Raw genomic sequence first — 21,889 nt, 5'->3', positions numbered from 1 at the left:
TCAGTGCACCGCAAGCCCGGTGCACGCGGCGCGGATGGCATCCACCTCGCGCGGCAGGCGCCCGCCCTGCGGCAGGCCCACGCGCACTTCGTTCGACAGCACGTCCAGCGCGTCGCGCGATGCGAGGGCCTCGCCGGCGCGGCATTGCGCTTCGGCCAGGTACGCACGCGCACGCCAGCGCAGGTTGCGGGGTTCGTTGCCGCCTGCCTTGTCGGACGCGATCCGCTGCATGGTGGCGAGCGCATCGGGGCGGCCGGAACGCGCGCGCTCGCGCGCCAGCGACAACTGCGCGGCCAGCGTGCGCGGGTGCGACGGGCCGTAGCCCGCGCGCAGCAGGCGCACCGCTTCGGTCAGCGACGCGATCGCGCCCGTCGTGTCGCCCGAATCGGCGAGGATCAGTCCGCGCGCGTGCTCCACTTCGCCGACCAGCGGATGGCCCTTGCCGAGCTGGGCGATCGCGATGAGCTTCGCTTCGCCCACCTCGCGCATCGCATCGTCGTGGCGGTCCATCGCCTGCAGCACGGCCGCATGGTCGGCGATGCCGCGCACCAGGCGCGTGCGCGCCGACGTCGCGCGCCAGATGTGCACCGCATGCGCGAGGTCGCGTTCGGCTTCGGTCATCTTGCCCTGCTCCCAGGACAGCATGCCGAGCGTGTAGAAGCTGCTGCCGACGTCGGTGTGTTCTTCGCCGAGGCGTTCGATCAGCAGCGGCGTGGTGTCGCGCAGGTCGCGTTCGGCGACGTCCAGCCAGCCCTGTTCCATGTATACCGCGGCGCGCTGGCGGTGCAGCGCGAGCGTGGTGGGATGGCGGTCGCCGAGCAGTTCGCCCGACAACACCAACGCGGCATCGAAGGCTTTCGCCGCTTCGTCCGGGTGGCCCAGTTCGCGCTGCAGCATGCCGATGCGGCGCTGGATCTGCACCGCCAGCGGATGGCGTTCGCCGACGCGCTGCTGCAGTTGCTGCAGCGCTTCGTGCATGCCGCGCAGGGCGTCGTTGGTCTTGCCGGCGTCGGCGTCCACGTTGGCGAGGTCGAGGCGGTTCTCCACGATGCCCGCTTCGTCGTCGAGCACGTCGCGCCGCAGCGACAGCGAGTACTCGAGCAACTGGCGCGCGGAGTTGTATTCGCCCATCGCGCTGCGGCAGCGTGCGAGCTGCGAGTAGAACTCCGCGACCTGCGCCGGCAATTGCGAGGCCTCGCGGCGCGCGCGTTCCAGCCACGGCCGCATGATGTTGACGCAGCTGCGCGGGTCGTCGAGCGAGCGATGCGCCAGGCCGATCTGCGTGGCCGATTCCAGTTGCAGGCTCGCCGGTGCGCTGTTGCCGATGGAGGCGAGGATCGCGTTCTGGCGATCCAGCAGCGCAAGCGCTTCGTGGTAATCGCCCAGGCCCAGGCGCAGGCGCGCGATGATGCCGAACACTTCGGCGCGCGCGAGCGGTTGCCGCGACAGTTCGCGGTTGGCGCGCACGATGCCGTTGTCGAGCAGCGAGCGCATGTCGATCGCATCGTCGCGCGGCGCGGCGCCCGCGCCTTCGAACAAGCCGATGACGAAATCCTGCAGCGCCTGCGCGCGCGCGGTTTCCTGCACGGCCTGTTGCGCCTGCCACGCCACGATCGCCAATGCGGCCGCGAGCACGCTCGCCACGGCGAAGCCGGTGGCCAGCGCCCAGCGATGCCGGAAGATGTACTTGTGGAGCCGATACCCGACGCTCTGCGGGCGCGCGAGCACCGGCTTGCCGGCGAGGTAGCGTTCGAGGTCGAGCGCCATCGCTTCGACCGACGGATAGCGCTGCTCGGGCTTCTTCGCCAGCGCCTTGAGCACGATGTTGTCGAGGTCGCCGGACACGTTGCGCGCACGGCGGCGCAGCATCGCGACGTCGCCCTCGCCCGCATCGGCCTGGCGTTGCAGCGCCTGCGACGGACGTGTGGGATCGCCGAGCAGGATCGCTTCCTCCCACTCCGCATCGGTCTGGCGCTTGAGGCGATAGGGCTTGGCGTCGGCGAGCAATTCGTACAGCACGACGCCGAGCGAATACACGTCGGTCATCGTCGACACGGGTTCGCCGCGCACCTGTTCGGGCGCTGCGTAGTGCAGCGTGAACGCGCGCACGCCGGTGCGCGTCTGTTCGGGCGCCGCGACGTCGGCGTCGATCAGTTTTGCGATCCCGAAGTCGAGCAGGCGCACGTCGCCGGCCGGCGTGACCAGGATGTTCGACGGCTTGAGGTCGCGATGGACGATGAGGTTGGCGTGCGCGTGGCTCACCGCGTCGCCGACCTGGCGGAACAGGTCCAGCCGCGATTCGATCGACAGCTTGTGCGCGCGGCAGTAATCGGTGATCGGCTCGCCTTCGATGTACTCGAGCGCGAGGTAGGGCTGGTGGTCCGCGCTGACACCTGCATCGAGCAAGCGCGCGATGTGCGGATGCGCCAGGCGCGCGAGGATCTGGCGTTCGCGCGTGAAGCGCAGGCGCAGGTTCGGATCGACCAGCCCGGGGCGCAGCAGTTTCAGCGCGACGCGGCGCTGGTACAGGCCGTCATTGCGCGCGGCCAGCCACACCTGGCCCATGCCGCCTTCGCCGAGCATGCGTTCGAGGCGATACGGGCCGATCTCGATGCCGGGGCGCGGGCCGGGGAGTGGCGCGACGAGCGGTTCGGAGAGGAAGTCTTCGCGATCCGAGTCGAGCTTCAGCAGTTCCTCGAGGTCGTTCGCGGTCTGCGGATCCTCCTCGCGCATCAGCTGGAGGCTGCGTTCGCGTTCTTCCTCGTCGAGCTCGAAGAGTGCATCGAGCAGCGGGGACAATCGTTGCCAGCGCTCGGGGTCCATGGCGGGAGCGGCGTCAGCCGTCCTTGAGCGAAGCCAGCAGGAACAAGCGGGCCTTCTGCCAGTCGCGACGGATGCTGCGTTCCGAACGCTTGAGCAGCGCGGCGATTTCCAGTTCCGACAGGCCGGCGAAATACCGCAGCTCGACCACCTGCGCCAGGCGCGCATCCACGGCGGCCAGGCGGGTCAGGGCGGTGTCGAGGCCCAGGGTTTCTTCGTCCAGGCGCAGGCCGCCTTCGACTTCCTCGGGGAGTTCGGTCACGCGGTGCAGGTCGCCGCCGCGCTTCTGCGCCAGGCGCTGGCGCGCGTAATCGACCACGACGCTGCGCATCGCCGAAGCGGCGTAGGCGAAGAAGTGCGCGCGGTCATCGAACTGGGCGGAGTTGCGGCCCACCAGTTTCAGGTAGGCCTCGTGCACGAGCGCGGTGGCATCGAGCGTGTGGCCGTGCTGGCCGGCGAGCTGGCGCCGGGCCATCGAATGCAGTTCCTGGTAGAGGGTGGCCAGCACACGGTCGAGCGCGCCGCGGTCGCCATCCCGTGCAGCGTCGAGCAGTTCGGTGATGTCCGCGGTCTCTGACATGCGCCCCCTCAGGAGCGCGGAATATAGCGCTTATAGAGGGCTTGTGAGGCTTTTCAGCGCTGGCAACGGTTACACCAGACCGTCGTGCGTTGCCCGATGCTGGCCTCCTTCATCGGGCGTCCGCAACGCGGGCAGGGTTGCCCGCCTCTGCCGTACGCGGCCAGCTCGAGTTCGAAATAGCCGGGCAGGCCGTCCGGGCTGATGAAGTCGCGCAGGGTCGTGCCCCCGCGTTCGATGGCGTAGGCGAGGATCTTTTTCACGGCGTCGGCGAGCGCGTGGTAGCGGTCGCGCGAGACGCGGCCGGCCTCGCGCAGCGGCGAGATGCTGGCGGCGAACAGCGCCTCGGCCGCATAGATGTTGCCCACGCCCACCACGATGCCCTGGTCCATCAGGAAGGTTTTCACCGGCGCCTTGCGGCCGCGGCTGCGCCCGAAGAGGTAGTCGCCGTCGAAAACGTCGGACAGGGGCTCCGGGCCCAGGCCCTGCAGGAGCGGGTGCGTCTCGCCGGGCGCCTGCCAGAGCAGGCAGCCGAAGCGGCGTGGATCGTTGAAACGCAGCACCCGCCCCGTTTTCCCGGCCAGGACGATGTCCACGTGGTCGTGGGCCTCGACCGGGGTGCTCGCCGGGAGCACGCGCAGGCTGCCCGACATCCCCAGGTGCAGGACGGCGCTGCCGGCGGCCGTGTCGAGGAGGAGGTATTTCGCGCGCCGACGAACGGCGTCGACCCGTTGGCCGGGCAGCAGCGTCGGGACTTCGGGCGGAATCGGCCAGCGCAGGTCCGGGCGGCGGAGCAGGACGGAGGCGATTGTCTTGCCTTCCACGTGCGGCGCCAGGCCGCGCCGCGTGGTTTCGACTTCGGGCAATTCGGGCATGCGGGAGAGTGTGGCAGCCACATCCCGGCAACGGAAACAGGCGCAAGATGTGCGCGTCCCCAGTGTAGGAACGAGTCGCGTGAAAGCGGCCGTTCCCTTTCATCCGGACTGAACATCCCCATCACGGATCGGGGCCGTACCCGGGCGAATGGCCTTGCCGGGGTGGCATGATCCGTCCGGGCCCCTGCGCCCCGTTTCGTTCAATGGAGTCACGATGCACGCTTTCCTCGAATTCCTGGCCGGTGGCCTCGTCCAGACCGGCTGGGTCGGTTGGGTCGTCTACCTGCTGGTCGCCACGCAGCTGACCATCTTCTCGGTCACGCTCTACCTGCATCGCAGCCAGGCGCACCGCGGCGTGGACTTCCACCCCGTGCTCGCGCACTTCTTCCGGTTCTGGACGTGGATCACCACGTCGATGATCACGAAGGAATGGGCCGCGATCCATCGCAAGCACCACGCGAAGTGCGAGACCGAGGAAGACCCGCACTCCCCGATGCACAAGGGCATCAAGACCGTCTTCTGGCGCGGCGTCGAGCTGTACCGCGAAGCGCGCAACGATCGCGAGTCGATCGAGAAGTACGGCAAGGGCTGCCCGGAAGACTGGATCGAGCGCAAGGTCTACACGCCGCACGCCACGATGGGTCCGACGCTGCTGCTCTTCATCAGCTTCGCGCTGTTCGGCCTGCCCGGCATCGCCATCTGGGCGATCCAGATGCTGTGGATCCCGTTCTGGGCCGCGGGCGTCGTCAATGGCCTGGGCCACTGGTGGGGCTACCGCAATTTCGAAACCTCCGACACCGCGACCAACCTCACCCCGTGGGGCGTCTGGATCGGTGGCGAAGAACTGCACAACAACCACCACGCGTTCCCGAGCTCGGCGAAGTTCGCGCTGCGCAAGTTCGAGTTCGACATCGGCTGGGCCGTCATCAAGATGTTCGAAGCGGTCGGCATGGCGAAGGTGCTGCGTGTTGCGCCGACGCTCGACGTGCGCCCGAACATCCCCGTGCCGGACGGCGAGACGATCAAGGCGCTGCTCGCCCATCGTTTCCAGGCGATGACCGATTTCCAGCGCAACGTGCTCAAGCCCGCCTTGCGCGAAGAAGCCGCTGCCGCCGCCGAACTGCCGCGTCCGGTCCGCAAGGGCCTGAGCGACGATGGTCGCTGGCTGAAGCCGGAAGCCCGCAAGCAGCTGCACGACTGGGTGGCCCAGCGTCCGCGCATCCGTGCGCTGGTCGAGCACCGCGCCCGCCTGGCGGCCGTGCTGGAAGCGCGCGGCAACGACGCCGCGGCCACGCTGCAGAACCTGCAGGCCTGGTGCCGCGAGGCCGAGGCCAGCGGGATCCGCGCGCTGCAGGATTTCTCGGCGCGCCTGAAGGGATACCAGCTGCAGTCGGCCTGATGCACGACCGCTTCGAGGAACATCGAAGACCCGCACGCTCGCGTGCGGGTTTTTCGTTTGTGGCGTTCGCGATGCTGGCATTCGCGGTGATGCCCGCGATCGCGCAGGTGCAGGCCAGCAGCGAGTACCTCGCGCGCATGGACGTGGACCACGACGGCCGCGTTTCGCTGGTCGAATACCAGGACTGGCTGAGCTACGCCTTCGACGCGATGGACCGCGACCACGACGGCACGCTGTCGCCCGCCGAACAACCCGGCGGCCGCGGCAAGCCCATCACCCGCGAACAGCACCGCCTGCGCCTGGCCGATGCGTTCCGCCGCCAGGATGCGAACCACGACGGCAGCCTCAGCGCATCGGAACTCGCCGCGCCACCCCGCTGACGTTGCGGCACACTGTGCGCCCCACGTCGCGAGGGTGTTCGCATGGCCGCCACCGAGCCGACTGAAACCGCGAAGCTCGTCTATCCCGTGCCGCCGGCCTTCGCCGCGCAGGCCCGCTTGCGTCGCGACGATTACGACCGCCTGTACGCCGAATCCCTGGCCGATCCCGACGGCTTCTGGCGCCGCGTCGCCGACCGCATCGACTGGATCACCCCGCCGACGCAGGTGCGCGACGTCAGCTTCGACGTCGAGGATTTCCACATCCGCTGGTACGCCGACGGCGTGCTCAACGCGAGCGTCAATTGCCTCGATCGCCAGCTGCCGATGCGCGGCGACAAGGTGGCGCTGCTGTTCGAACCGGACGATCCGAACACGCCGGTCCAGCGCATCACGTACCGCGAACTGCACGCGCGCGTCTGCCGCCTGGCCAATGCGCTGCGCAACCTCGGCGTCGCGAAGGGCGACCGCATCACGATCTATTTGCCGATGGTGCCGGAGGCCGTCGTCGCGATGCTGGCGTGCGCGCGCATCGGCGCGATCCATTCGGTGATCTTCGGCGGGTTCGCCCCGCGTTCCATCGCCGACCGCATCGCCGACTGCACCAGCAAGCTGGTCATCACCGCCGACGAAGGCCTGCGCGGCGGCAAGCGCGTGCCGCTGAAGGCGAACGTGGATGCCGCGCTCGCGATGCCCGGCACGAATTCGGTCGAGACGGTGCTCGTCGTGCGCCACACCGGCGCGGCGGTCGACATGCAGATGCCGCGCGATCGCTGGATGGAAGCGGTGGTCGAAGGCCAACCGGACACGTGCGAACCGGAGCCGATGAACGCGGAGGATCCGCTCTTCATCCTTTACACGTCGGGCTCCACCGGCAAGCCGAAAGGCGTGCTGCACACCACGGGCGGCTATCTCACCTACGTCGCCTACACGCACGAGTGCATCTTCGACCTGCGCGAAGACGACATCTTCTGGTGCACGGCCGATGTCGGCTGGGTGACCGGCCACAGCTACACCGTGTACGGCCCGCTGGCGAACGGCGCGACCGCGGTGGTGTTCGAAGGCGTGCCCAACCATCCGGATGTTTCGCGCTTCTGGCAGGTGATCGACAAGCACGGCGTCACGCTGTTCTACACCGCACCTACCGCGATCCGCGCGTTGATGCGCGAAGGCGACGATCCGGTGCGCGGCACGTCGCGGCGATCGTTGCGCCTGCTCGGCACCGTCGGCGAACCGATCAACCCGGAAGCCTGGCGCTGGTACCACGACGTCGTCGGCGACGCGCGCTGCCCGATCATCGACACGTGGTGGCAGACCGAAACCGGCGGCGCGCTGATCACGCCGCTGCCCGGCGCCATCGACCAGAAACCGGGCTCGGCCATGACGCCCTTCTTCGGCATCCGCCCGGCGCTCGTCGATGCGGAAGGCCGCCTGCTCGAAGGCGAAGCCACCGGCAACCTCGTGCTGCTGGATTCCTGGCCCGGCCAGATGCGCACCGTGTACGGCGACCACGCGCGTTTCATCGACACGTATTTCCGCACCTATCCCGGGATGTATTTCACCGGCGACGGTTGCCACCGCGATGCCGATGGCGACTACTGGATCACCGGGCGCGTCGACGACGTCATCAACGTCAGCGGCCATCGCATCGGCACGGCGGAAGTGGAAAGCGCGCTGGTGTCGCATCCGAAGGTCGCCGAAGCCGCGGTCGTCGGGTTCCCGCACGACATCAAGGGCCAGGGCATCTACGCGTACGTGACGCTGCTGGCCGGCGAAGCGGAAACCGATGCGTTGCGCGCCGAACTGGTCGGGCACGTGCGCAAGGAAATCGGACCGACCGCCACGCCCGACCACGTGCAGTGGGCGCCGGGCCTGCCGAAGACGCGCTCGGGGAAGATCATGCGGCGCATCCTGCGGAAGATCGCGGAGGACGCGCCGGAGCAGCTGGGCGATACGTCCACGCTGGCGGATCCGTCGGTGGTGGACTCGCTGGTGCGCAACCGGCGCGGCGCATAGGCAAAAAGAAACCCGCCTTGCGGCGGGTTCCCTGATGCTGCATCAACAAGCCAGGAAGGCTTACTTGATCTTGCCTTCCTTGTAGATCACGTGCTTCCGGACGACGGGGTCGTACTTCTTGACCTCCATCTTGTTCGGCGTGTTCTTCTTGTTCTTGTCGGTCGTGTAGAAGTGGCCGGTGTTCGCCGAGGAGATCAGGCGGATCTTGTCGCGCTTGCTTGCCATGGTGTTCTCCTCAGACCTTTTCGCCGCGGGCGCGGAGTTCGGCCAAAACGACGTCGATGCCGTTCTTGTCGATGGTGCGCAGCGCGTGCGCGGAAACCTTCAGCTTGATCCAGCGGTTTTCGCTGGCGACCCAGAAACGACGCTCGTGCAGGTTGGGCAGGAAGCGGCGGCGGGTCTTGTTGTTGGCGTGCGAGACGTTGTTACCCGTCTGCACGCGCTTGCCGGAAACTTGGCAGACGCGGGACATAACGCACCTCGATGGTGTTTGCGGTGCACCCCTTGGCCAGGAGTGCGGCGGCCCCGCTGCAGGGATGGATTCCGGGGTTCCGGACCATGCGGACGGCCCCGGAAAGGGGCAGGCCAGTCGCAGCGAGCCGCGCATTATGCCCGCGCGCAGGGGGGCAGACAACCCGGCAGGGGCAAAAACCCCGGGAAAATCAGTGGGAAGCCTTGTCCCGGTGCCAGCCGCGGTGCCGGATGTCGAGATACAGGCTGTAGGCGGCCGTGAAGGCCGGGAAGAGGTTCTGGATGACCCCCACCGAGTCCTGCTTCGAGGAAAACACGAAATAGGCCAAGGTCATGACCGATCCGACCAGGCTCATGTACCAGAAGGCCCGGGGGATCACGGGCTTGCCGAACTTGCGCGAGGCCAGGAACTGGACCAGCCACCGCCCGCCGAACATCAGCGCCCCGGTCAGGCCGATCAGCTTCCACGGGGACATGTGCAGGCCGGTCCACGCGAGCCACGGGATCGGCGAATTCATCACGTCCTGGGCGACCGGCACGGCGTCCTGCAGCATCAACGCTCCTCCACGCCGGTGCGCTTGCTGCGCGTGATCAGCCACGCCACGCCCATCAGGTCGCGGATGCCGACCAGCGCCCGGTTGAGGTTGTTGTACTTCGACACGCCGGCCGAACGGGCGCGGTGGTTCACCGGCACGCTCACCGTGCGCCATCCCGCGCGCTGCATCAGCGCGGGCAGGTAGCGATGCATGTGGTTGAAGTAGGGCAGGTCGAGGAAGGCATCGCGCTCGAACAGCTTGATGCCGCAGCCGGTGTCGGGCGTGTCGTCGCGCAGCATGCGCGAGCGGATCGCGTTGGCCCACTTCGAGGCCCAGCGCTTGCTGCCCGAATCCTGGCGATTGACGCGCCAGCCCGCGAACAACTTGATCTTCGGCTCGGCGGCGGTGCGCGCCTCGAGCAGCTTGGGGATGTCGGCCGGATCGTTCTGCCCGTCGCCATCCAGCGTGGCCACCCACGGCGCGCGCGCGGCCTTGACGCCCGAACGGATCGCCGTGCTCTGCCCGCTCTGGTGGACGTGGTGCAGCACGCGCAGCTCGGGCACCTCGGCCTTCAGCGCCTGCAAGGCCGCCAGCGTGCCGTCCTTCGAATCGTCGTCGACGAACACCGCTTCGAATTCCACGCGGCCGCGCAACGCGGCCACGACTTCCCGCAGCAAGGGACCGACGTTGTCCTGCTCGTTGAACACCGGCACGACGACGGAAAGCTGCGGGGCGTTGGTCAAGCGTGGTCTCCGAAATAGCCTGCGCACCACCGCACCACTTGCGGCATGCCGGCCTCGATGGGCGTGGTCGGTTCGAAGCCGAAGTCCGCCTGGGCGCGCGCAGTATCGGCCATGGTCTCGACCATGTCTCCCGGCTGCATCGGCTTGTAGACCTTTTCGGCCGGACGGCCAGCGGCTTCTTCGATGACCGCGATGAAATGCTCGAGTTCGACCGGCGTGTGGTTGCCGAGGTTGTAGACCCGGTGCGGGCCGCCTTCGGCCGCGTCCGCGCCGGCCGGCGCCGGCGCCGCGTCCATCGCGCCGAGCACGCCGGCGACGATGTCGTCGATGAAGGTGAAGTCGCGCCGCATCTTGCCGTGGTTGAACACCTGGATCGGCCGGCCGCCGAGCACCGCGCGCGAGAACAGCAGAGGCGCCATGTCCGGCCGGCCCCAGGGCCCGTACACGGTGAAGAAGCGCAGGCCCGTCGCGCGCAGGCCGTAGAGGTGCGCGTAGGTGTGGGCCATCAGTTCGTTGGCGGCCTTCGTCGCGGCGTACAGCGAGCGCGGGCGATCGATGCGCTGCGCTTCGGAGAACGGCGGCACGGCCGAGTCGCCGTACACCGACGACGAACTCGCGTACACCAGGTGTTCGACCCCGCGATGCCGGCACAGCTCCAGCACGTTGACGAAGCCGATGAGATTGCTGTCGACGTAGGCGTGCGGGTTCTCGAGCGAATAGCGCACGCCGGCCTGCGCGGCGAGGTGGATCACGCGCTGGAACCTGTGCTTGTCGAACAGCGCCGCGAGCCCGTCGCGATCGGTGAGGTCGAGTTCGGCGATCTCCACTTCCGGGCACAGCGCCGCCACGCGATCGCGCTTGAGCTGCGGATCGTAGTAATCGTTGAAGTTGTCGAGGCCGACGACGTCGATCCCGCGCGCACGCAACGCGCGGCAGGTATAGGCGCCGATGAAGCCGGCAGCGCCGGTCACGAGGTAGGGAGCCGTCATGGCGTTGCAGCGTTCCTTGGGAAAAAGGGGTCGCAGGCTAGCGCAGCGGTGTCGATGGAAAGATCACGGCGCCGGGGCGCCGCTCCGGTCAGTCCTGCTTGCCGCGCAGGCGTTCGAGCACGCCGTCCAGCGATTCCAGGTCCGAATAGTGGATGACCAGCCGGCCCTTGCCGCCGCGCCCGTGCAGGACGTTGACGCGCGTGCCAAGGGTTTCGCCCAGCTCGCGTTCGAGCGTGGCGATGTCCGCCTGCGGCTTGGCCTTGGCCGGCTTGGCCTTGCGCGCGGTGCCGCCGGCGACCTGGCCGGACGAGAGCTGCTGCACGCGATGTTCGACTTCGCGCACCGACCACTCGTGTTCGGCGGCCTGGCGCGCGAGCGCGATGGCGGCCTGCGGCGCGAGCGTCAGCAGCGCGCGGGCGTGGCCCATTTCCAGCGCCTTGGTTTCCACCAGCACGCGGATTTCGTTCGGGAGTTCCAGCAGGCGCAGCAGGTTGGACACCGCGGCGCGCGAACGGCCCACCGCATCGGCGGCCTGCGCGTGCGTGAGGTCGAATTCGTCGATCAGGCGCTGCAGCGCGGTGGCTTCTTCCAGCGGGTTGAGGTCTTCGCGCTGGATGTTCTCGATCAGCGCCATCGCGATCACGGCATGGTCGTCGACCACGCGCACGACCGCCGGGATTTCCGCCAGGCCCGCGAGCTGCGAAGCGCGCCAGCGGCGTTCGCCCGCGATGATCTCGTAGCGCACGCCCTTGCCGGCGACGGCCTTGTCGTCGTCGGTGATCTCGCGCACGACGATGGGCTGGATGACGCCCTGCGCGCGGATCGATTCGGCGAGCTCCGACAGCTTCGCCTGGTCCATCCCGCTGCGCGGCTGGTAACGGCCGGGCTGCAACTGCGTCACCGGCAGGCGGCGCAGCTGTTCGCCGGGCTGCGCTTCCAGCGGTGCGGTTTCCGCCGCGGCCTTGGGGCCGAGCAGCGCTTCCAGACCGCGGCCCAGGCCGCGCTTCTTCGCGACGGTCATGCTTGTACTTCCTTCTGTCCTTGCGGCGCTGGCTTGCCCGCTTGCTGCTCGCGTTCGCGCTGGCGGCGCAACACTTCGCCCGCCAGGCCCAGGTACGCGACGCTGCCGCGCGAGGCCTTGTCGTACGCCACGATGCTCTGGCCGTGGCTCGGCGCCTCGGCCAGGCGCACGTTGCGCGGCACGATGGTGCGGAACACGCGATCGCCGAAATGGTTGGTGAGTTCGGCCGACACCGCGTTGGCCAGGTTGTTGCGCACGTCGAACATGGTGCGCAGCACGCCTTCGATTTCCAGCGCCGGGTTGAGGCGGCCCTTCAGCGCTTCGATCGTGTCGATCAGCGCGCTCAGGCCTTCCAGCGCGTAGTACTCGCACTGCATCGGCACCAGCACCGAGTCCGCCGCCGTCAACGCATTGAGCGTGAGCAGCGACAGCGCGGGCGGGCAGTCGATGATGATGAAGTCGTAGTCGCCGCGCAGCGGATCGAGCGCGCGCTTGAGGCGCTGCTCGCGGCCTTCCTCGTCCATCAGCTCGATCTCGGCCGCGGTGAGGTCGATGTTGCCGGGCAGTATGTCGAAGCCCTCGGGCGTTTTCACGATCGCCGAGGACGCGTGCATTTCTTCCAGCAGCACGTCCGTCGTCGACGCGCGCAGCCCGCGCTTCTCCACGCCGCTGCCCATCGTCGCGTTGCCCTGCGGATCCAGGTCGACGAGCAGCACGCGCTTGGGCGTGCGCGCGAGCGCGGCCGCGAGGTTCACGGAAGTGGTGGTCTTGCCGACGCCGCCCTTCTGGTTGGCAACAGCGATGATGCGGGCCGTCACGGCGTCAAGTTCCCCAGGGGTGGTCTGCACGGCTGCGGGATCTCTGCGTGCGGACCGGGATTATGCCGCAGCCGGAGCGCTTGTCCGGGACGGCGTGCCCGCTCCGCGCGGGGCTCACGAATCGGTGCGTGCCGGGGCGTCCGCCGGTGCGTCGTCCGGGAACGGGTCGCGGGCCGGCGCGTCGCCTGCACGTTCGACGACGATCAGATGCCGTTCCGCGTCCAGGCCCGGCACGGTGAGCGGCGCGGCGCCGCGTACCTGCCAGCCGGCCGGCAGCGCGGCGATCTCGTCGACCGGCCAGGCGCCTTTCATGGCCAGCAGCACGCCGCCCGGGCGCAGCAGCGCGCCCCCGAGTTCGACGATCAGCGGCAGCGTGGCCAGGGCGCGGGCGGTGATCGCATCGAAGCGGCCGGGCTCGGCGACGCGTTCGATGCGCGATTCGATGACCCGCACGTTGGCCAGGCCCAGCTTGCGCACGGCTTCGCGCAGGAAGCGCGTCTTCTTGCCGTTGCTCTCCACCAGCGCGACCTGCAACCCGGGATGGACGATCGCCAGGGGAATGCCCGGCAGGCCCGCGCCGGTGCCGAGATCGGCCAGCGCGCCGCCCTCGGCCGCGATCGACGCCACGTGCGGATGCATCGCCAGTGAATCGAGCAGGTGCTTGGCGACCATCTCGCGCGGATCGCGGACGGCGGTGAGGTTGTAGGTGCTGTTCCAGCGCACCAGCAACGCGAGATAGGCCAGCAGGGGCGTGGCGAGCGCGGCATCCAGGTGCAGCGCGCGCAGGCCCGCTTCGAGCTCGGGGCGCAGGGATTCGATGGCGGGGTCGGGGGTGTTCATCCGGCGCGCATGTTATCGGGGGCGCCAGGCGAGTGCGGCGCGATAGCCCGGCCGCGGCGCCCATTCATGCAGCGACCACGGGCCGCCGAGGTGCGGATGCGCCTCGCGCACGGCCAGCGTGCCGTCGGATTCGGCCAGCCCGAACTTGTCCAGCCCGAACGCGATCCCGCGCCCGTGCGCCTTCAGCACCGCTTCCTTCGCGCACCACAGGCGCAGGAACGATTCGTGGCGATCCGGTTCCGGCAACGCGCGCAGCCAGGCGTATTCCTCCGGATGGAAGAAGCGTTCCGCCACTTCGAGTGCGCGTGGGCGGGGGCGCGCGCGTTCGAGGTCCGCGCCCACTTCCACGCCTTCGCCCAGCGCGACCAGCAAGCCTTCGCCGCTGTGGCTCCAGCTCACGTCGAGCGCACGCAGCGCATCGCCGAGGCGCGGCCGGCCATGCGCAGCGCGCACGAGCGGGATCGCTTCGGCGCGCACCGACAATTCGGACGCAAGCCACGCGCGCACCAGCGGTTCGGCCGGCGTGCCGCGGCGGTGGTCGATCCACGTCCAGCGCGGGAGGCCGGCCGTGGTCGGCGATGGCAGGCTCGGCGGGGGCATGGGGATCCGTGAAAAGGCCGTCGGCAGCGCGCTGGGCGGTCAGCGTAAAGTACAGGCAGGGGGCGGTTCCGGCCGCAAAGGACGCAGAGGACACATGTCGGCAGTCATCGAACCGGGCGCACAACCGCCATCAGCCACGCCGATCGCATCGGGTGCAGGCGACCGCTCGGTGGTTTTCAGCGCCGCCGGCGATGTCGCGCTGTCGCGCTTCCTCGACCAGGTGCGCGGCGTGGCCGAATGGCTGCCGGCCGGTTGCCACGCCATCAACCTGTGCGAAGACCGCTATCGCTTCCTCGTCGCCTTCTGCGCCGTCGCGCTGCGCGGCCAGGTGAACCTGCTGCCGCCGTCGCGCGCGCCCGCCGCGGTGGACGAAGCGATGACCGCGCATCCCGACAGCTACTGCATCGGCGACGACGCCCTCTCGCCCGCCCCCGCGCGCTACCTGCGCCTTCCCGATGTGTTGCCCGAACGCGCCGGCGACCTGCCCATGCTCGACGACGATGCCCTCGTCGCGATCGGCTACACCTCCGGCAGCACCGGCCGCCCGCATCCCAATCCGAAGACCTGGGGCAGCTTCCGCCGCAGCACCGCGCAGAACCTCGCCGCGCTGTCGGACCTGTGGCCCGAGGGCGATGCGCACATCGTCGCCACCGTGCCGCCGCAGCACATGTACGGGATGGAGATGTCCGTGCTGCTGCCGCTGCTGGGTCCGGTGTCCGTGCATGCCGCGCGCCCGTTCTTTCCCGAAGACGTCGCGCAGGCGCTGTCGCATGCGCGCGCGCCGCGCATCCTCGTGACCACGCCCGTGCACCTGCGCGCGCTGGTCGCCGCCGGCTGCACGTTGCCGCCGTTGCGCGCGATCGTGTCCGCGACGGCGCCGTTGTCCGCCGCGCTCGCGCTGGAAGCCGAACAACGCTTCGGCTGCGAAGTGCGCGAAGTGTTCGGCTCCACCGAAACCTGCGTCATCGCGCGCCGCCGCACCGCGTGCGAAACCGCGTGGACGCCGCTGCCGGGCGTGCGCGTCGCACCGCAACCCGACGGCACCGCCGTGCATGCGCCGCATCTCGAAGCGCCCGTCGTGCTGGCCGACCTCGTCGAAGTCGAACCCGACGGTCGCTTCCACTTGCGCGGCCGCAATGCGGACCTGCTCGAGATCGCCGGCAAGCGCGCATCGCTCGGCGACATGACGCGCAAGCTGCTGGCGATCCCGGGCGTGGAAGACGGCGTCGTGTTCCAGCTCGACGGTGGCGATGCCGGCGTGCGGCGCATCGCCGCGCTCGCGGTGGCACCGACGCTGTGCGAAGCCGACATCCTCGCCGCGCTGCGTCGCACCATCGATCCGGTGTTCCTGCCGCGTCCGTTGAAGCGCGTGGCTGAATTGCCACGCAACGAAACCGGCAAGTTGCCGCGCGAAGCCCTTGCCGAGCTTCTGAAAACGCACTGAAACGCACCGCCGCGTGCCGGGGCACGCGCGCGCAAGCATCCGGAAACACTGGAAAAACAGGGCCCGATTCGCTGAATTCGCCCCTGTACTCCGCCTTCACGCGTGCCTGTTGAAACTCCACTCGTGCCCCCTGTTCCGGGGTGCCGGACAAGCTTCCAAAGCTGGTCTCAAGCGTCTCAATTCGGATCGCGTAAACAACAAAGGAGTGGATGCATGAACATCATCATCTGGTTGATCGTGGGCGGCATCGTCGGCTGGCTCGCCAGCCTGATCATGAGGACGGATGCGCAGCAGGGCATCCTGCTGAACGTCATCGTCGGCATCGTCGGCGCGTTCCTGGGCGGCTGGCTGGGCGGGATGCTCGGCATCAGCGGCGCCAACATCAACAGCGGTTTCAGCGTCACGGGCTTCATCATCTCGCTGGTCGGCGCGGTGATCCTGCTCGCCATCGTCAATCTGTTCCGCCGCGGACGCGTGCGCTAAGCGCACGCCTATGGGATGCGGGGCCGGTCAAGGATGACTGCGCCCCGCGACAGGATGAGCCCGGCTTCGCGCCGGGCTTTTTCTTTGCATGGAACTAAGCAACAGCTGTGATTCGGTCCGATCCGGCTACGAAGTGAGCGGGCCCGATAAACGGCCCACGATTGCCTTGACGACACCCATCTGGGGGCCCATAGTCCGCCCGCGCCGGACAACGCCGGCCAATCCAAACTCCCCCGTTCCACTTCTGGTGGGCGGGTACAAGGCCCCTCTGGGGCCTTGGCTTTTTCTGGGGAAGGAAAATGCGGACCACGGTCTACGTGGACGGCTTCAATCTCTACTACCTACTACCGAGCGCTGAAAGGTACGCCGCATCGTTGGCTAGACCTGCTGGCGCTGTCTCGACAGCTTCTGCGATCCGAGAACCAAATCAACCGCATCCGCTACTTCACTGCCAGGGTGAAACCGAATGCGAACAAGCCAGACCAGCACGTACACCAGGATGCGTACTTGCAGGCAATCTCGTTCCACATCGATTGCCTGGCGGTCCACGAAGGACACTTTTATCGCAATGTTGTGCGCATGCCCCTCGCCCAGCCCATTCCAGGGCTTCCGCGAACCGTCGAGGTGGTCAAGACGGAAGAGAAAGGCTCAGACGTCAATCTTGCGGTGCACCTGGTCAATGATGCTTGTGAAAATGCATTCGATGTAGCGCTGGTGATTTCAAATGACAGCGATCTCGCTGAGGCGATCCGCATTGCGAAAGGGAAGGGAAAGGCGGTCGGCGTCGCAAATCCGAGTGCTGATCCCAAAGTGCAGATGAACGCAGAGCTTCGAAACGCCGCGTCCTTTACGCGGCGGATCGAGTCCAAGCACTTGCGGCTCTCGCAGCTTCCTCAAGCATTCCCCGAAATTCGGATCAAGAAGCCCGCGGACTGGTAGGCGGATCAGTCGATCTGCACCCACACCGGCGTGTGGTCGCTCGGCCGTTCCCAGCCGCGCGGGACCAGGTCGATGCCGGCGGCCGTGGTGCGCGCCTTCAGCGCATCGCTGACGAGCACCAGGTCGATGCGCAGGCCCCAGCCGCGCTGGAAGGCTGCGAGCCGGTAATCCCACCAGCTGTAATGGCCGCCGTCTTCGTTGAACAGGCGGAAGCTGTCGTGCAGGCCCAGCGCCTGCAGCGAACGCAGCGCGTCGCGCTCGGGCGTGGAGCACAGGATCTTCTCGCGCCAGCGCTTGGGATCGTGGACGTCGCGGTCGTCCGGCGCGATGTTGAAATCGCCCAGCACGACGAGGTTGGGATGCGCGGCCAGTTCGGCGCGCAGCCATTCGCGCACAGCTTCGAACCACCGCAGCTTGTACTCGAACTTCGCGCTGCCCACGGCCTCGCCGTTCACCACGTACAGGTCGACGATGCGCACGTCGCCGACGGTGGCCGCCAGCACGCGCTTCTGCGGATCCTCGAACCCGGGGATCGCGGTGACGCATTCCCCGGTGAACGGCAGGCGGCTCAGCACCGCGACGCCGTTGTAGGTCTTCTGCCCGCAGAACACGCTGCGGTAGCCGAGTTCGGCGAGTTGCGAATCGGGGAAGCGTTCGTCGTCGAGCTTGGTTTCCTGCAGCGCGACGATGTCCGGCTGCGCATCGCGCAACCACTGCACCAGGTGCGGCATGCGCACGTTGAGCGAATTGACGTTCCAGCTGGCGATCTTCAAGCAGGCAGTCCCATTGGCGCGCGGGTTCGCGTTCTTCCCGGATGGAAGGCCCCGGAGGAGGCAGCATGGCGCGGTACGACACGATACTCGACACGATCGGCAACACGCCCCTGGTGCGCCTGGGCAAGCTCGCGCCCCCCGGCGTCAACGTGTTCGCCAAGCTCGAATCCTTCAACCCGCTGGGCTCGGTCAAGGACCGCATGGCGCGCGCGGTGATCGAAGCCGCCGAACGCGCGGGCACGCTCGCGCCGGGCCAGACGGTGGTGGAAGCCACCAGCGGCAATACCGGCATCGGCCTCGCAATGGTGTGCGCGCAGAAGGGCTATCCGCTGGTCGTGGTGATGGCGGAAAACTTCAGCATCGAGCGGCGCAAGCTGTTGCGGTTCCTCGGTGCGAAAGTGGTGCTGACGCCGGCGGCGGAGAAAGGTTCGGGCATGCTGGCCAAGGCGGTGGAGCTGTCGCAGGCGCACGGATGGTTCCTGTGCCGCCAGTTCGAGAATCCCGCCAACGCCGAAGTCCACATGCGCACGACGGCGCGGGAAATCCTCGCGGATTTCGAAGGCGACACGCTGCACTGCTTCGTGACCGGCACCGGCACCGGCGGCACGTTGCTCGGCGTCGGCCGCGTGTTGCGACAGGCCGATCCGCGCATCCGCATCGTGGTCGCCGAACCGGACAACGCGCCGATCCTCGCCAGCGGCATTCCGCAACCGCGCGATGCGAACGGCGCGCCCAGCCGCAGCCATCCGCATTTCCAGCCGCACCTCATCCAGGGCTGGACGCCCGATTTCATCCCGCGCCTCACGCAATCGGCGCGCGACGAACAGCTCGTCGATGAAATCGTCCCCATCGCCGGCGCCGATGCGTTGCGCGTGGCGCGCGAACTGGCGACGGTCGAAGGCATCCTCGCCGGCCCGTCGAGCGGCGCCACGGTGGTCGCCGCACTCCACGTCGCCCGCCGCAGCGCGCCCGGCACCAACATCGTCTGCATGCTGCCCGACACCGGTGAGCGCTACATGTCGACGCCGCTGTTCGAACACATTTCGGAAACGATGAACGACGACGAGGTGGCCATCTCGCGTTCGACGCCCGGATATCGCTTCGATCGGCCCACGCCGCCACCGGTGTGCGCGATCCCCGGACTCGCGCCCGTGCCCGATGAAGAGCCGCTCGATGCCCGCGCCGAAGCCTTCGTCGCGCAAGTCATCCGCGACAAGCCCGTCGTGTTGTTCGCGCTGGAGTGGTGCGAGTTCTGCTGGGCGGTGCGCAAGTTGTTCGCGCGGCTAGGCATTGACTACGAAAGCGTCGACCTGGATTCGGTCGCGTACCAGCAGGGCGACCTGGGCGTGAAGATTCGCGCGGTGTTGCGCAAGCAGTTCGCGCAGACGATCCCGCAGATCTTCATCGGCGGCGCGCACATCGGCGGGTGCACGGAGTTGTTCGACGCGATGCGCAGCGGGCAGATGCAACAGCAGCTCGAAGGCGCGCGCGTCGACTACGACCGGAAGATCGCGCTGGACCCGTACACGTTGTTACCGAACTGGGTGCACCCGCGCGAACCGGCCTAGCGCGCGAGGAAGCGCACCAGCCGGTCGACGTAGCCCTTGTAGGGCGGCCGCAACAGATCCGTCGCCGCCCAGCGCGTCTGCCGGAACACCGGCAACAATTTGCTGAAGGTGTCGAAGCCCGTGCGTCCGTGGATCGCGCCCATGCCACTCGGCCCGCTGCCACCGAACGGCAATCCGTCCACAGCGAAATGCACGAGCGTGTCGTTGACCGTGACGCCGCCGGCCAGCGTCGAACCGATGATCCGTTCCACCGTGCGCGTGTCGTTCGAGAACGGATACAACGCCAGCGGCCGATCGTGCGTGCCGATGTACGCCAGCGCCTCGTCCAGCCGCGCGTACGTGCGTACCGGGAGCAACGGCCCGAAGATCTCGTTGCGCATCACCGCGCTGTCGTCGGGCGGATCCAGCACCAGCGTCGGCGGGAACAGGCGCTCGGCGCGCATGCGCTCCGGCGCGACCTCCACCAGCGGCACCACCGTGCATCCGCGCGCACGCGCATCGTCCACGTAGCCCTGCAACCGGTCGAACTGCCCCGCGTTGATGATGCGCGTGTAGTTGCTCGCATCAGCGAAGTCGCCGAAACGCGCCTGCACCTGCGCACGCAGCGCAGCGACGAACGCATCGCGGCGTGCCACGTCCACCAGCGCGTAATCCACGCCGATGCAGGTCTGCCCCGCGTTGAACCACTTGCCGCTGGCGATGCGCGCGGCGGCCAGGTCGAGCGGGAAATCCGGCGCGACCACGGCCGGCGCTTTTCCGCCGAGTTCCAGCGTCACCGGCGTGAGGTTGGGCGCGGCCGCCGCCATCACCTTGCGTCCGACGGCCGTCGAACCGGTGAACAACAGATGGTCGAACGGCAACGCGGAAAACGCCGCGCCCACGTCCGCGCCACCGATCGCCACGGCAACGCGATCCGCGGGAAACACTTCCGCGAGCAAGTCGCGCAGGAATTCACTCGTGCGCGGCGTGTGCTCCGACGGCTTGAGGTACACGTGGTTGCCCGCCGCGATCGCCGACACCAGCGGCACCAGCGCCAGGTTCACCGGGTAATTCCACGGACTGATGATGCCGACCACGCCCACCGGCAACGGGCGGATCTCCGCGCGCGCCGGCCAGAATTTCCAGCCCACGCCCACGCGCCGCGGCTTCGCCCAGCGGCGCAGCTTGCGGCGCGCCAGGTCGATCTCCGACAGCGTCACCATCGCTTCGGAAATCAGGTTCTCGTGCGTCGAGCGATGGCCGAAATCGGCGCGGATCGCCGCGTCCATCGCCTCCAGGCGGCGGGACAGCACGTGCCGCAGGCGGCCCAGGTCCGCGCGTCGTTGTTCCAGGCCGGGCTTGTTCGCCAACCATGCGGTGCGCAGGCGTTCGAGCGTGGCCGGGAGGTCGGCGGCGGGCGGGGTGGCGATCGTCAGGTGGGGTGCGGCATCCATGCGGGGAAGTATGCGCCACGCCCCCGCGCCGACGCGCGCCCTTACAATGCGCGCCATGTCCCTGCGCCCCTATCTCGGCAAGTTGCCGATCCTCGGCGAGCGTTGCTACGTCGACCCCGCCGCGAGCGTCATCGGCGACGTCGTGCTCGGCGACGACACCTCCGTGTGGCCCGGCACGATCATCCGCGGCGACGTCAATTTCATCCGCATCGGTGCGCGCACCAACGTGCAGGACGGCACCGTGGTGCACGTCAGCCACGATGGCCCGCACGCGAAACTCGGCGGTTTCGCCACCGTGATCGGCAACGACGTGACCATCGGTCACAAGGCGATCGTGCATGCGTGCCGCATCGAGGACGCCGTGCTGATCGGCATGGGCGCGATCGTGCTCGACGGCGCGGTGGTGGAACAGCACGGCTTCGTCGGCGCCGGCGCGCTGGTGACACCGGGCAAGGTGGTCGGCCGCGGCGAACTGTGGCTCGGCAACCCGGCAAAGAAAGTACGCGTGCTGTCCGATGCGGAGATCGAAGCGCTCTATTACTCCGCCGGCCACTACGTGCGGTTGAAGGACCAGTACCTCGCGGGTGGCGTTGCCTGAGTTGCGGGCATCCTGCGGGCCGGTCACAGTAGGGCCGTAAGCAGGGGCAGGGGAACCAGGGATGCAGGATCCAATCGGCGCGAATCCGTACGCCGCGCCCGCGGCGCGCGTCGAGCAACCGGTTTCGGCCAGCAGCGGCGAACGCAGTTCGCGTGCCGCGCGCCTGGGCGCCGCGGTGCTGGACAACACGTTGTTGCTGGGTCCCGTGTTCCTCGCATGGTTCTTCAACGGCATGATGGTGACGGATGCCATCGTCGGCATCCTCGGGGCCGCGGCCGTCGTCTCCGCCGTCGTGCTCGTCATCGACGTCGTGCTGCTGCATCGACACGGCCAGACGCTCGGCAAGCGATGGATCGGCATCCGCATCGTGCGCGTGGACGGATCGCGCGCGGGCCTGGGGCGCACCTTCCTGCTGCGCATGCTGCTGCCCGGCGTGATCGGCCTGTTGCCCGTGGCCGGGCAGTTGTTCCTGCTGGTGGATGCGCTCGCGATCTTCGGCGAGGGACGGCGCTGCCTGCACGATCATTTCGCCGACACCATCGTCGTCGACGCCTGACCGGCCACCACGC

General features: G+C 68.3%; 22 protein-coding genes and 2 pseudogenes. 10 read left to right on the top strand and 14 right to left on the bottom strand.

Annotated features, from left to right (window positions below; translation table 11 throughout):
• The 3 genes from LYSHEL_RS06065 to mutM are packed head-to-tail and all read right to left on the bottom strand — an operon-like array spanning position 1 to position 4,272.
• Positions 1-2,823 (bottom strand): serine/threonine-protein kinase, encoded by a 2,823-nt coding sequence (locus LYSHEL_RS06065; RefSeq protein WP_213436713.1) that lies wholly within the window; start codon positions 2,821-2,823, stop codon positions 1-3.
• A gap of 13 nt (positions 2,824-2,836) precedes the next feature.
• The gene (locus LYSHEL_RS06060) at positions 2,837-3,400 is read right to left on the bottom strand and encodes an ECF-type sigma factor (protein WP_213436704.1); all 564 of its coding nucleotides are present in this window, start codon (positions 3,398-3,400) and stop codon (positions 2,837-2,839) included.
• Positions 3,401-3,453: 53 nt separating this feature from the next.
• Positions 3,454-4,272 carry a bifunctional DNA-formamidopyrimidine glycosylase/DNA-(apurinic or apyrimidinic site) lyase gene (gene mutM, locus LYSHEL_RS06055; RefSeq protein WP_213436702.1) on the bottom strand — a complete coding sequence of 273 codons (819 nt, stop codon included), beginning with the start codon at positions 4,270-4,272 and terminating at the stop codon, positions 3,454-3,456.
• Between the two features lie 214 nt (positions 4,273-4,486).
• Here mutM and LYSHEL_RS06050 point away from each other — a divergent pair, with 214 nt between their 5' ends.
• From LYSHEL_RS06050 to acs, 3 genes are all read left to right on the top strand, one after another.
• Positions 4,487-5,671, top strand: a complete 1,185-nt coding sequence (locus LYSHEL_RS06050) for a DesA family fatty acid desaturase (RefSeq protein ID WP_213436694.1) — start codon at positions 4,487-4,489, stop codon at positions 5,669-5,671.
• A gap of 71 nt (positions 5,672-5,742) precedes the next feature.
• The gene (locus LYSHEL_RS06045) at positions 5,743-6,051 is read left to right on the top strand and encodes an EF-hand domain-containing protein (protein ID WP_244858686.1); all 309 of its coding nucleotides are present in this window, start codon (positions 5,743-5,745) and stop codon (positions 6,049-6,051) included.
• Between the two features lie 42 nt (positions 6,052-6,093).
• Complete coding sequence (acs, locus tag LYSHEL_RS06040; protein ID WP_213436690.1) at positions 6,094-8,064, top strand: acetate--CoA ligase; 1,971 nt, start codon at positions 6,094-6,096, stop codon at positions 8,062-8,064.
• 60 nt (positions 8,065-8,124) lie between these two features.
• Here acs and rpmG read toward each other — a convergent pair whose 3' ends face one another.
• The 9 genes and pseudogenes from rpmG to LYSHEL_RS05995 form a co-directional block, all read right to left on the bottom strand.
• Entirely contained in the window at positions 8,125-8,289 is a 165-nt protein-coding gene (gene rpmG, locus LYSHEL_RS06035; protein WP_036168663.1) for a 50S ribosomal protein L33, read from the bottom strand.
• A 10-nt stretch (positions 8,290-8,299) separates the two neighbouring features.
• On the bottom strand, positions 8,300-8,536 hold the full coding sequence (gene rpmB, locus LYSHEL_RS06030; RefSeq protein ID WP_213436688.1) for a 50S ribosomal protein L28: 237 nt from the start codon (positions 8,534-8,536) through the stop codon (positions 8,300-8,302).
• Between the two features lie 190 nt (positions 8,537-8,726).
• Positions 8,727-9,089 carry a lipid-A-disaccharide synthase N-terminal domain-containing protein gene (locus tag LYSHEL_RS06025; protein ID WP_244858685.1) on the bottom strand — a complete coding sequence of 121 codons (363 nt, stop codon included), beginning with the start codon at positions 9,087-9,089 and terminating at the stop codon, positions 8,727-8,729.
• On the bottom strand, positions 9,089-9,814 hold the full coding sequence (locus LYSHEL_RS06020; RefSeq protein WP_213436686.1) for a glycosyltransferase family 2 protein: 726 nt from the start codon (positions 9,812-9,814) through the stop codon (positions 9,089-9,091). The genes LYSHEL_RS06025 and LYSHEL_RS06020 overlap by 1 nt, the downstream gene beginning before the upstream one ends.
• The gene (locus LYSHEL_RS06015) at positions 9,811-10,803 is read right to left on the bottom strand and encodes an SDR family NAD(P)-dependent oxidoreductase (RefSeq protein WP_213436684.1); all 993 of its coding nucleotides are present in this window, start codon (positions 10,801-10,803) and stop codon (positions 9,811-9,813) included. Before LYSHEL_RS06015 ends, LYSHEL_RS06020 begins: the two co-directional genes overlap by 4 nt.
• An 88-nt stretch (positions 10,804-10,891) precedes the next feature.
• On the bottom strand, positions 10,892-11,824 hold the full coding sequence (locus LYSHEL_RS06010; protein ID WP_213436682.1) for a ParB/RepB/Spo0J family partition protein: 933 nt from the start codon (positions 11,822-11,824) through the stop codon (positions 10,892-10,894).
• Positions 11,821-12,642: a ParA family protein gene (locus LYSHEL_RS06005; RefSeq protein ID WP_213436680.1), complete on the bottom strand. Its 822-nt coding sequence runs from the start codon at positions 12,640-12,642 to the stop codon at positions 11,821-11,823. Before LYSHEL_RS06005 ends, LYSHEL_RS06010 begins: the two co-directional genes overlap by 4 nt.
• A gap of 189 nt (positions 12,643-12,831) precedes the next feature.
• Positions 12,832-13,482, bottom strand: a pseudogene (gene rsmG, locus LYSHEL_RS06000) (16S rRNA (guanine(527)-N(7))-methyltransferase RsmG); the annotation flags it as partial.
• 12 nt (positions 13,483-13,494) lie between these two features.
• Positions 13,495-14,082 (bottom strand): 4'-phosphopantetheinyl transferase family protein, encoded by a 588-nt coding sequence (locus LYSHEL_RS05995; protein WP_213436676.1) that lies wholly within the window; start codon positions 14,080-14,082, stop codon positions 13,495-13,497.
• 94 nt (positions 14,083-14,176) lie between these two features.
• On the opposite strand from LYSHEL_RS05995, the gene LYSHEL_RS05990 reads away from it, so the two are divergent.
• The 3 genes from LYSHEL_RS05990 to LYSHEL_RS05980 all read left to right on the top strand — a co-directional run bounded on the left by LYSHEL_RS05990 (position 14,177) and on the right by LYSHEL_RS05980 (position 16,948).
• Positions 14,177-15,526, top strand: coding sequence for an AMP-binding protein (locus LYSHEL_RS05990; RefSeq protein ID WP_213436674.1), 1,350 nt, complete (start codon positions 14,177-14,179; stop codon positions 15,524-15,526).
• A 213-nt stretch (positions 15,527-15,739) separates the two neighbouring features.
• Positions 15,740-16,009 (top strand): GlsB/YeaQ/YmgE family stress response membrane protein, encoded by a 270-nt coding sequence (locus LYSHEL_RS05985; protein WP_213436673.1) that lies wholly within the window; start codon positions 15,740-15,742, stop codon positions 16,007-16,009.
• A 456-nt stretch (positions 16,010-16,465) separates the two neighbouring features.
• A complete protein-coding gene (locus LYSHEL_RS05980; RefSeq protein ID WP_244858724.1) occupies positions 16,466-16,948 on the top strand; it encodes an NYN domain-containing protein in 483 nt (160 codons plus the stop codon).
• A gap of 5 nt (positions 16,949-16,953) precedes the next feature.
• Here LYSHEL_RS05980 and xth read toward each other — a convergent pair whose 3' ends face one another.
• Entirely contained in the window at positions 16,954-17,721 is a 768-nt protein-coding gene (gene xth / locus LYSHEL_RS05975) for an exodeoxyribonuclease III (RefSeq protein ID WP_213436669.1), read from the bottom strand.
• A gap of 65 nt (positions 17,722-17,786) precedes the next feature.
• Between xth and cysK the strand changes: the two are divergent.
• Positions 17,787-18,794 (top strand): annotated as a pseudogene (gene cysK, locus LYSHEL_RS05970) (cysteine synthase A); the annotation flags it as partial.
• Positions 18,774-19,289: a glutaredoxin gene (locus tag LYSHEL_RS15980; RefSeq protein WP_244858723.1), complete on the top strand. Its 516-nt coding sequence runs from the start codon at positions 18,774-18,776 to the stop codon at positions 19,287-19,289. The pseudogene cysK and the gene LYSHEL_RS15980, both read left to right, overlap by 21 nt.
• Here LYSHEL_RS15980 and LYSHEL_RS05965 read toward each other — a convergent pair.
• On the bottom strand, positions 19,286-20,722 hold the full coding sequence (locus tag LYSHEL_RS05965) for a coniferyl aldehyde dehydrogenase (RefSeq protein WP_244858683.1): 1,437 nt from the start codon (positions 20,720-20,722) through the stop codon (positions 19,286-19,288). The genes LYSHEL_RS15980 and LYSHEL_RS05965 overlap by 4 nt on opposite strands.
• Before the next feature lie 46 nt (positions 20,723-20,768).
• Between LYSHEL_RS05965 and LYSHEL_RS05960 the strand changes: the two genes are divergently transcribed.
• Positions 20,769-21,320, top strand: a complete 552-nt coding sequence (locus LYSHEL_RS05960) for a gamma carbonic anhydrase family protein (protein WP_407075162.1) — start codon at positions 20,769-20,771, stop codon at positions 21,318-21,320.
• 61 nt (positions 21,321-21,381) lie between these two features.
• Complete coding sequence (locus LYSHEL_RS05955) at positions 21,382-21,876, top strand: RDD family protein (protein ID WP_213436663.1); 495 nt, start codon at positions 21,382-21,384, stop codon at positions 21,874-21,876.
• Positions 21,877-21,889: the final 13 nt, after the last annotated feature.

Source organism: Lysobacter helvus (genome assembly GCF_018406645.1).
Classification (GTDB): Bacteria; Pseudomonadota; Gammaproteobacteria; order Xanthomonadales; family Xanthomonadaceae; genus Noviluteimonas; species Noviluteimonas caseinilytica.
This window is presented reverse-complemented; position numbering and strand designations above follow the sequence as displayed.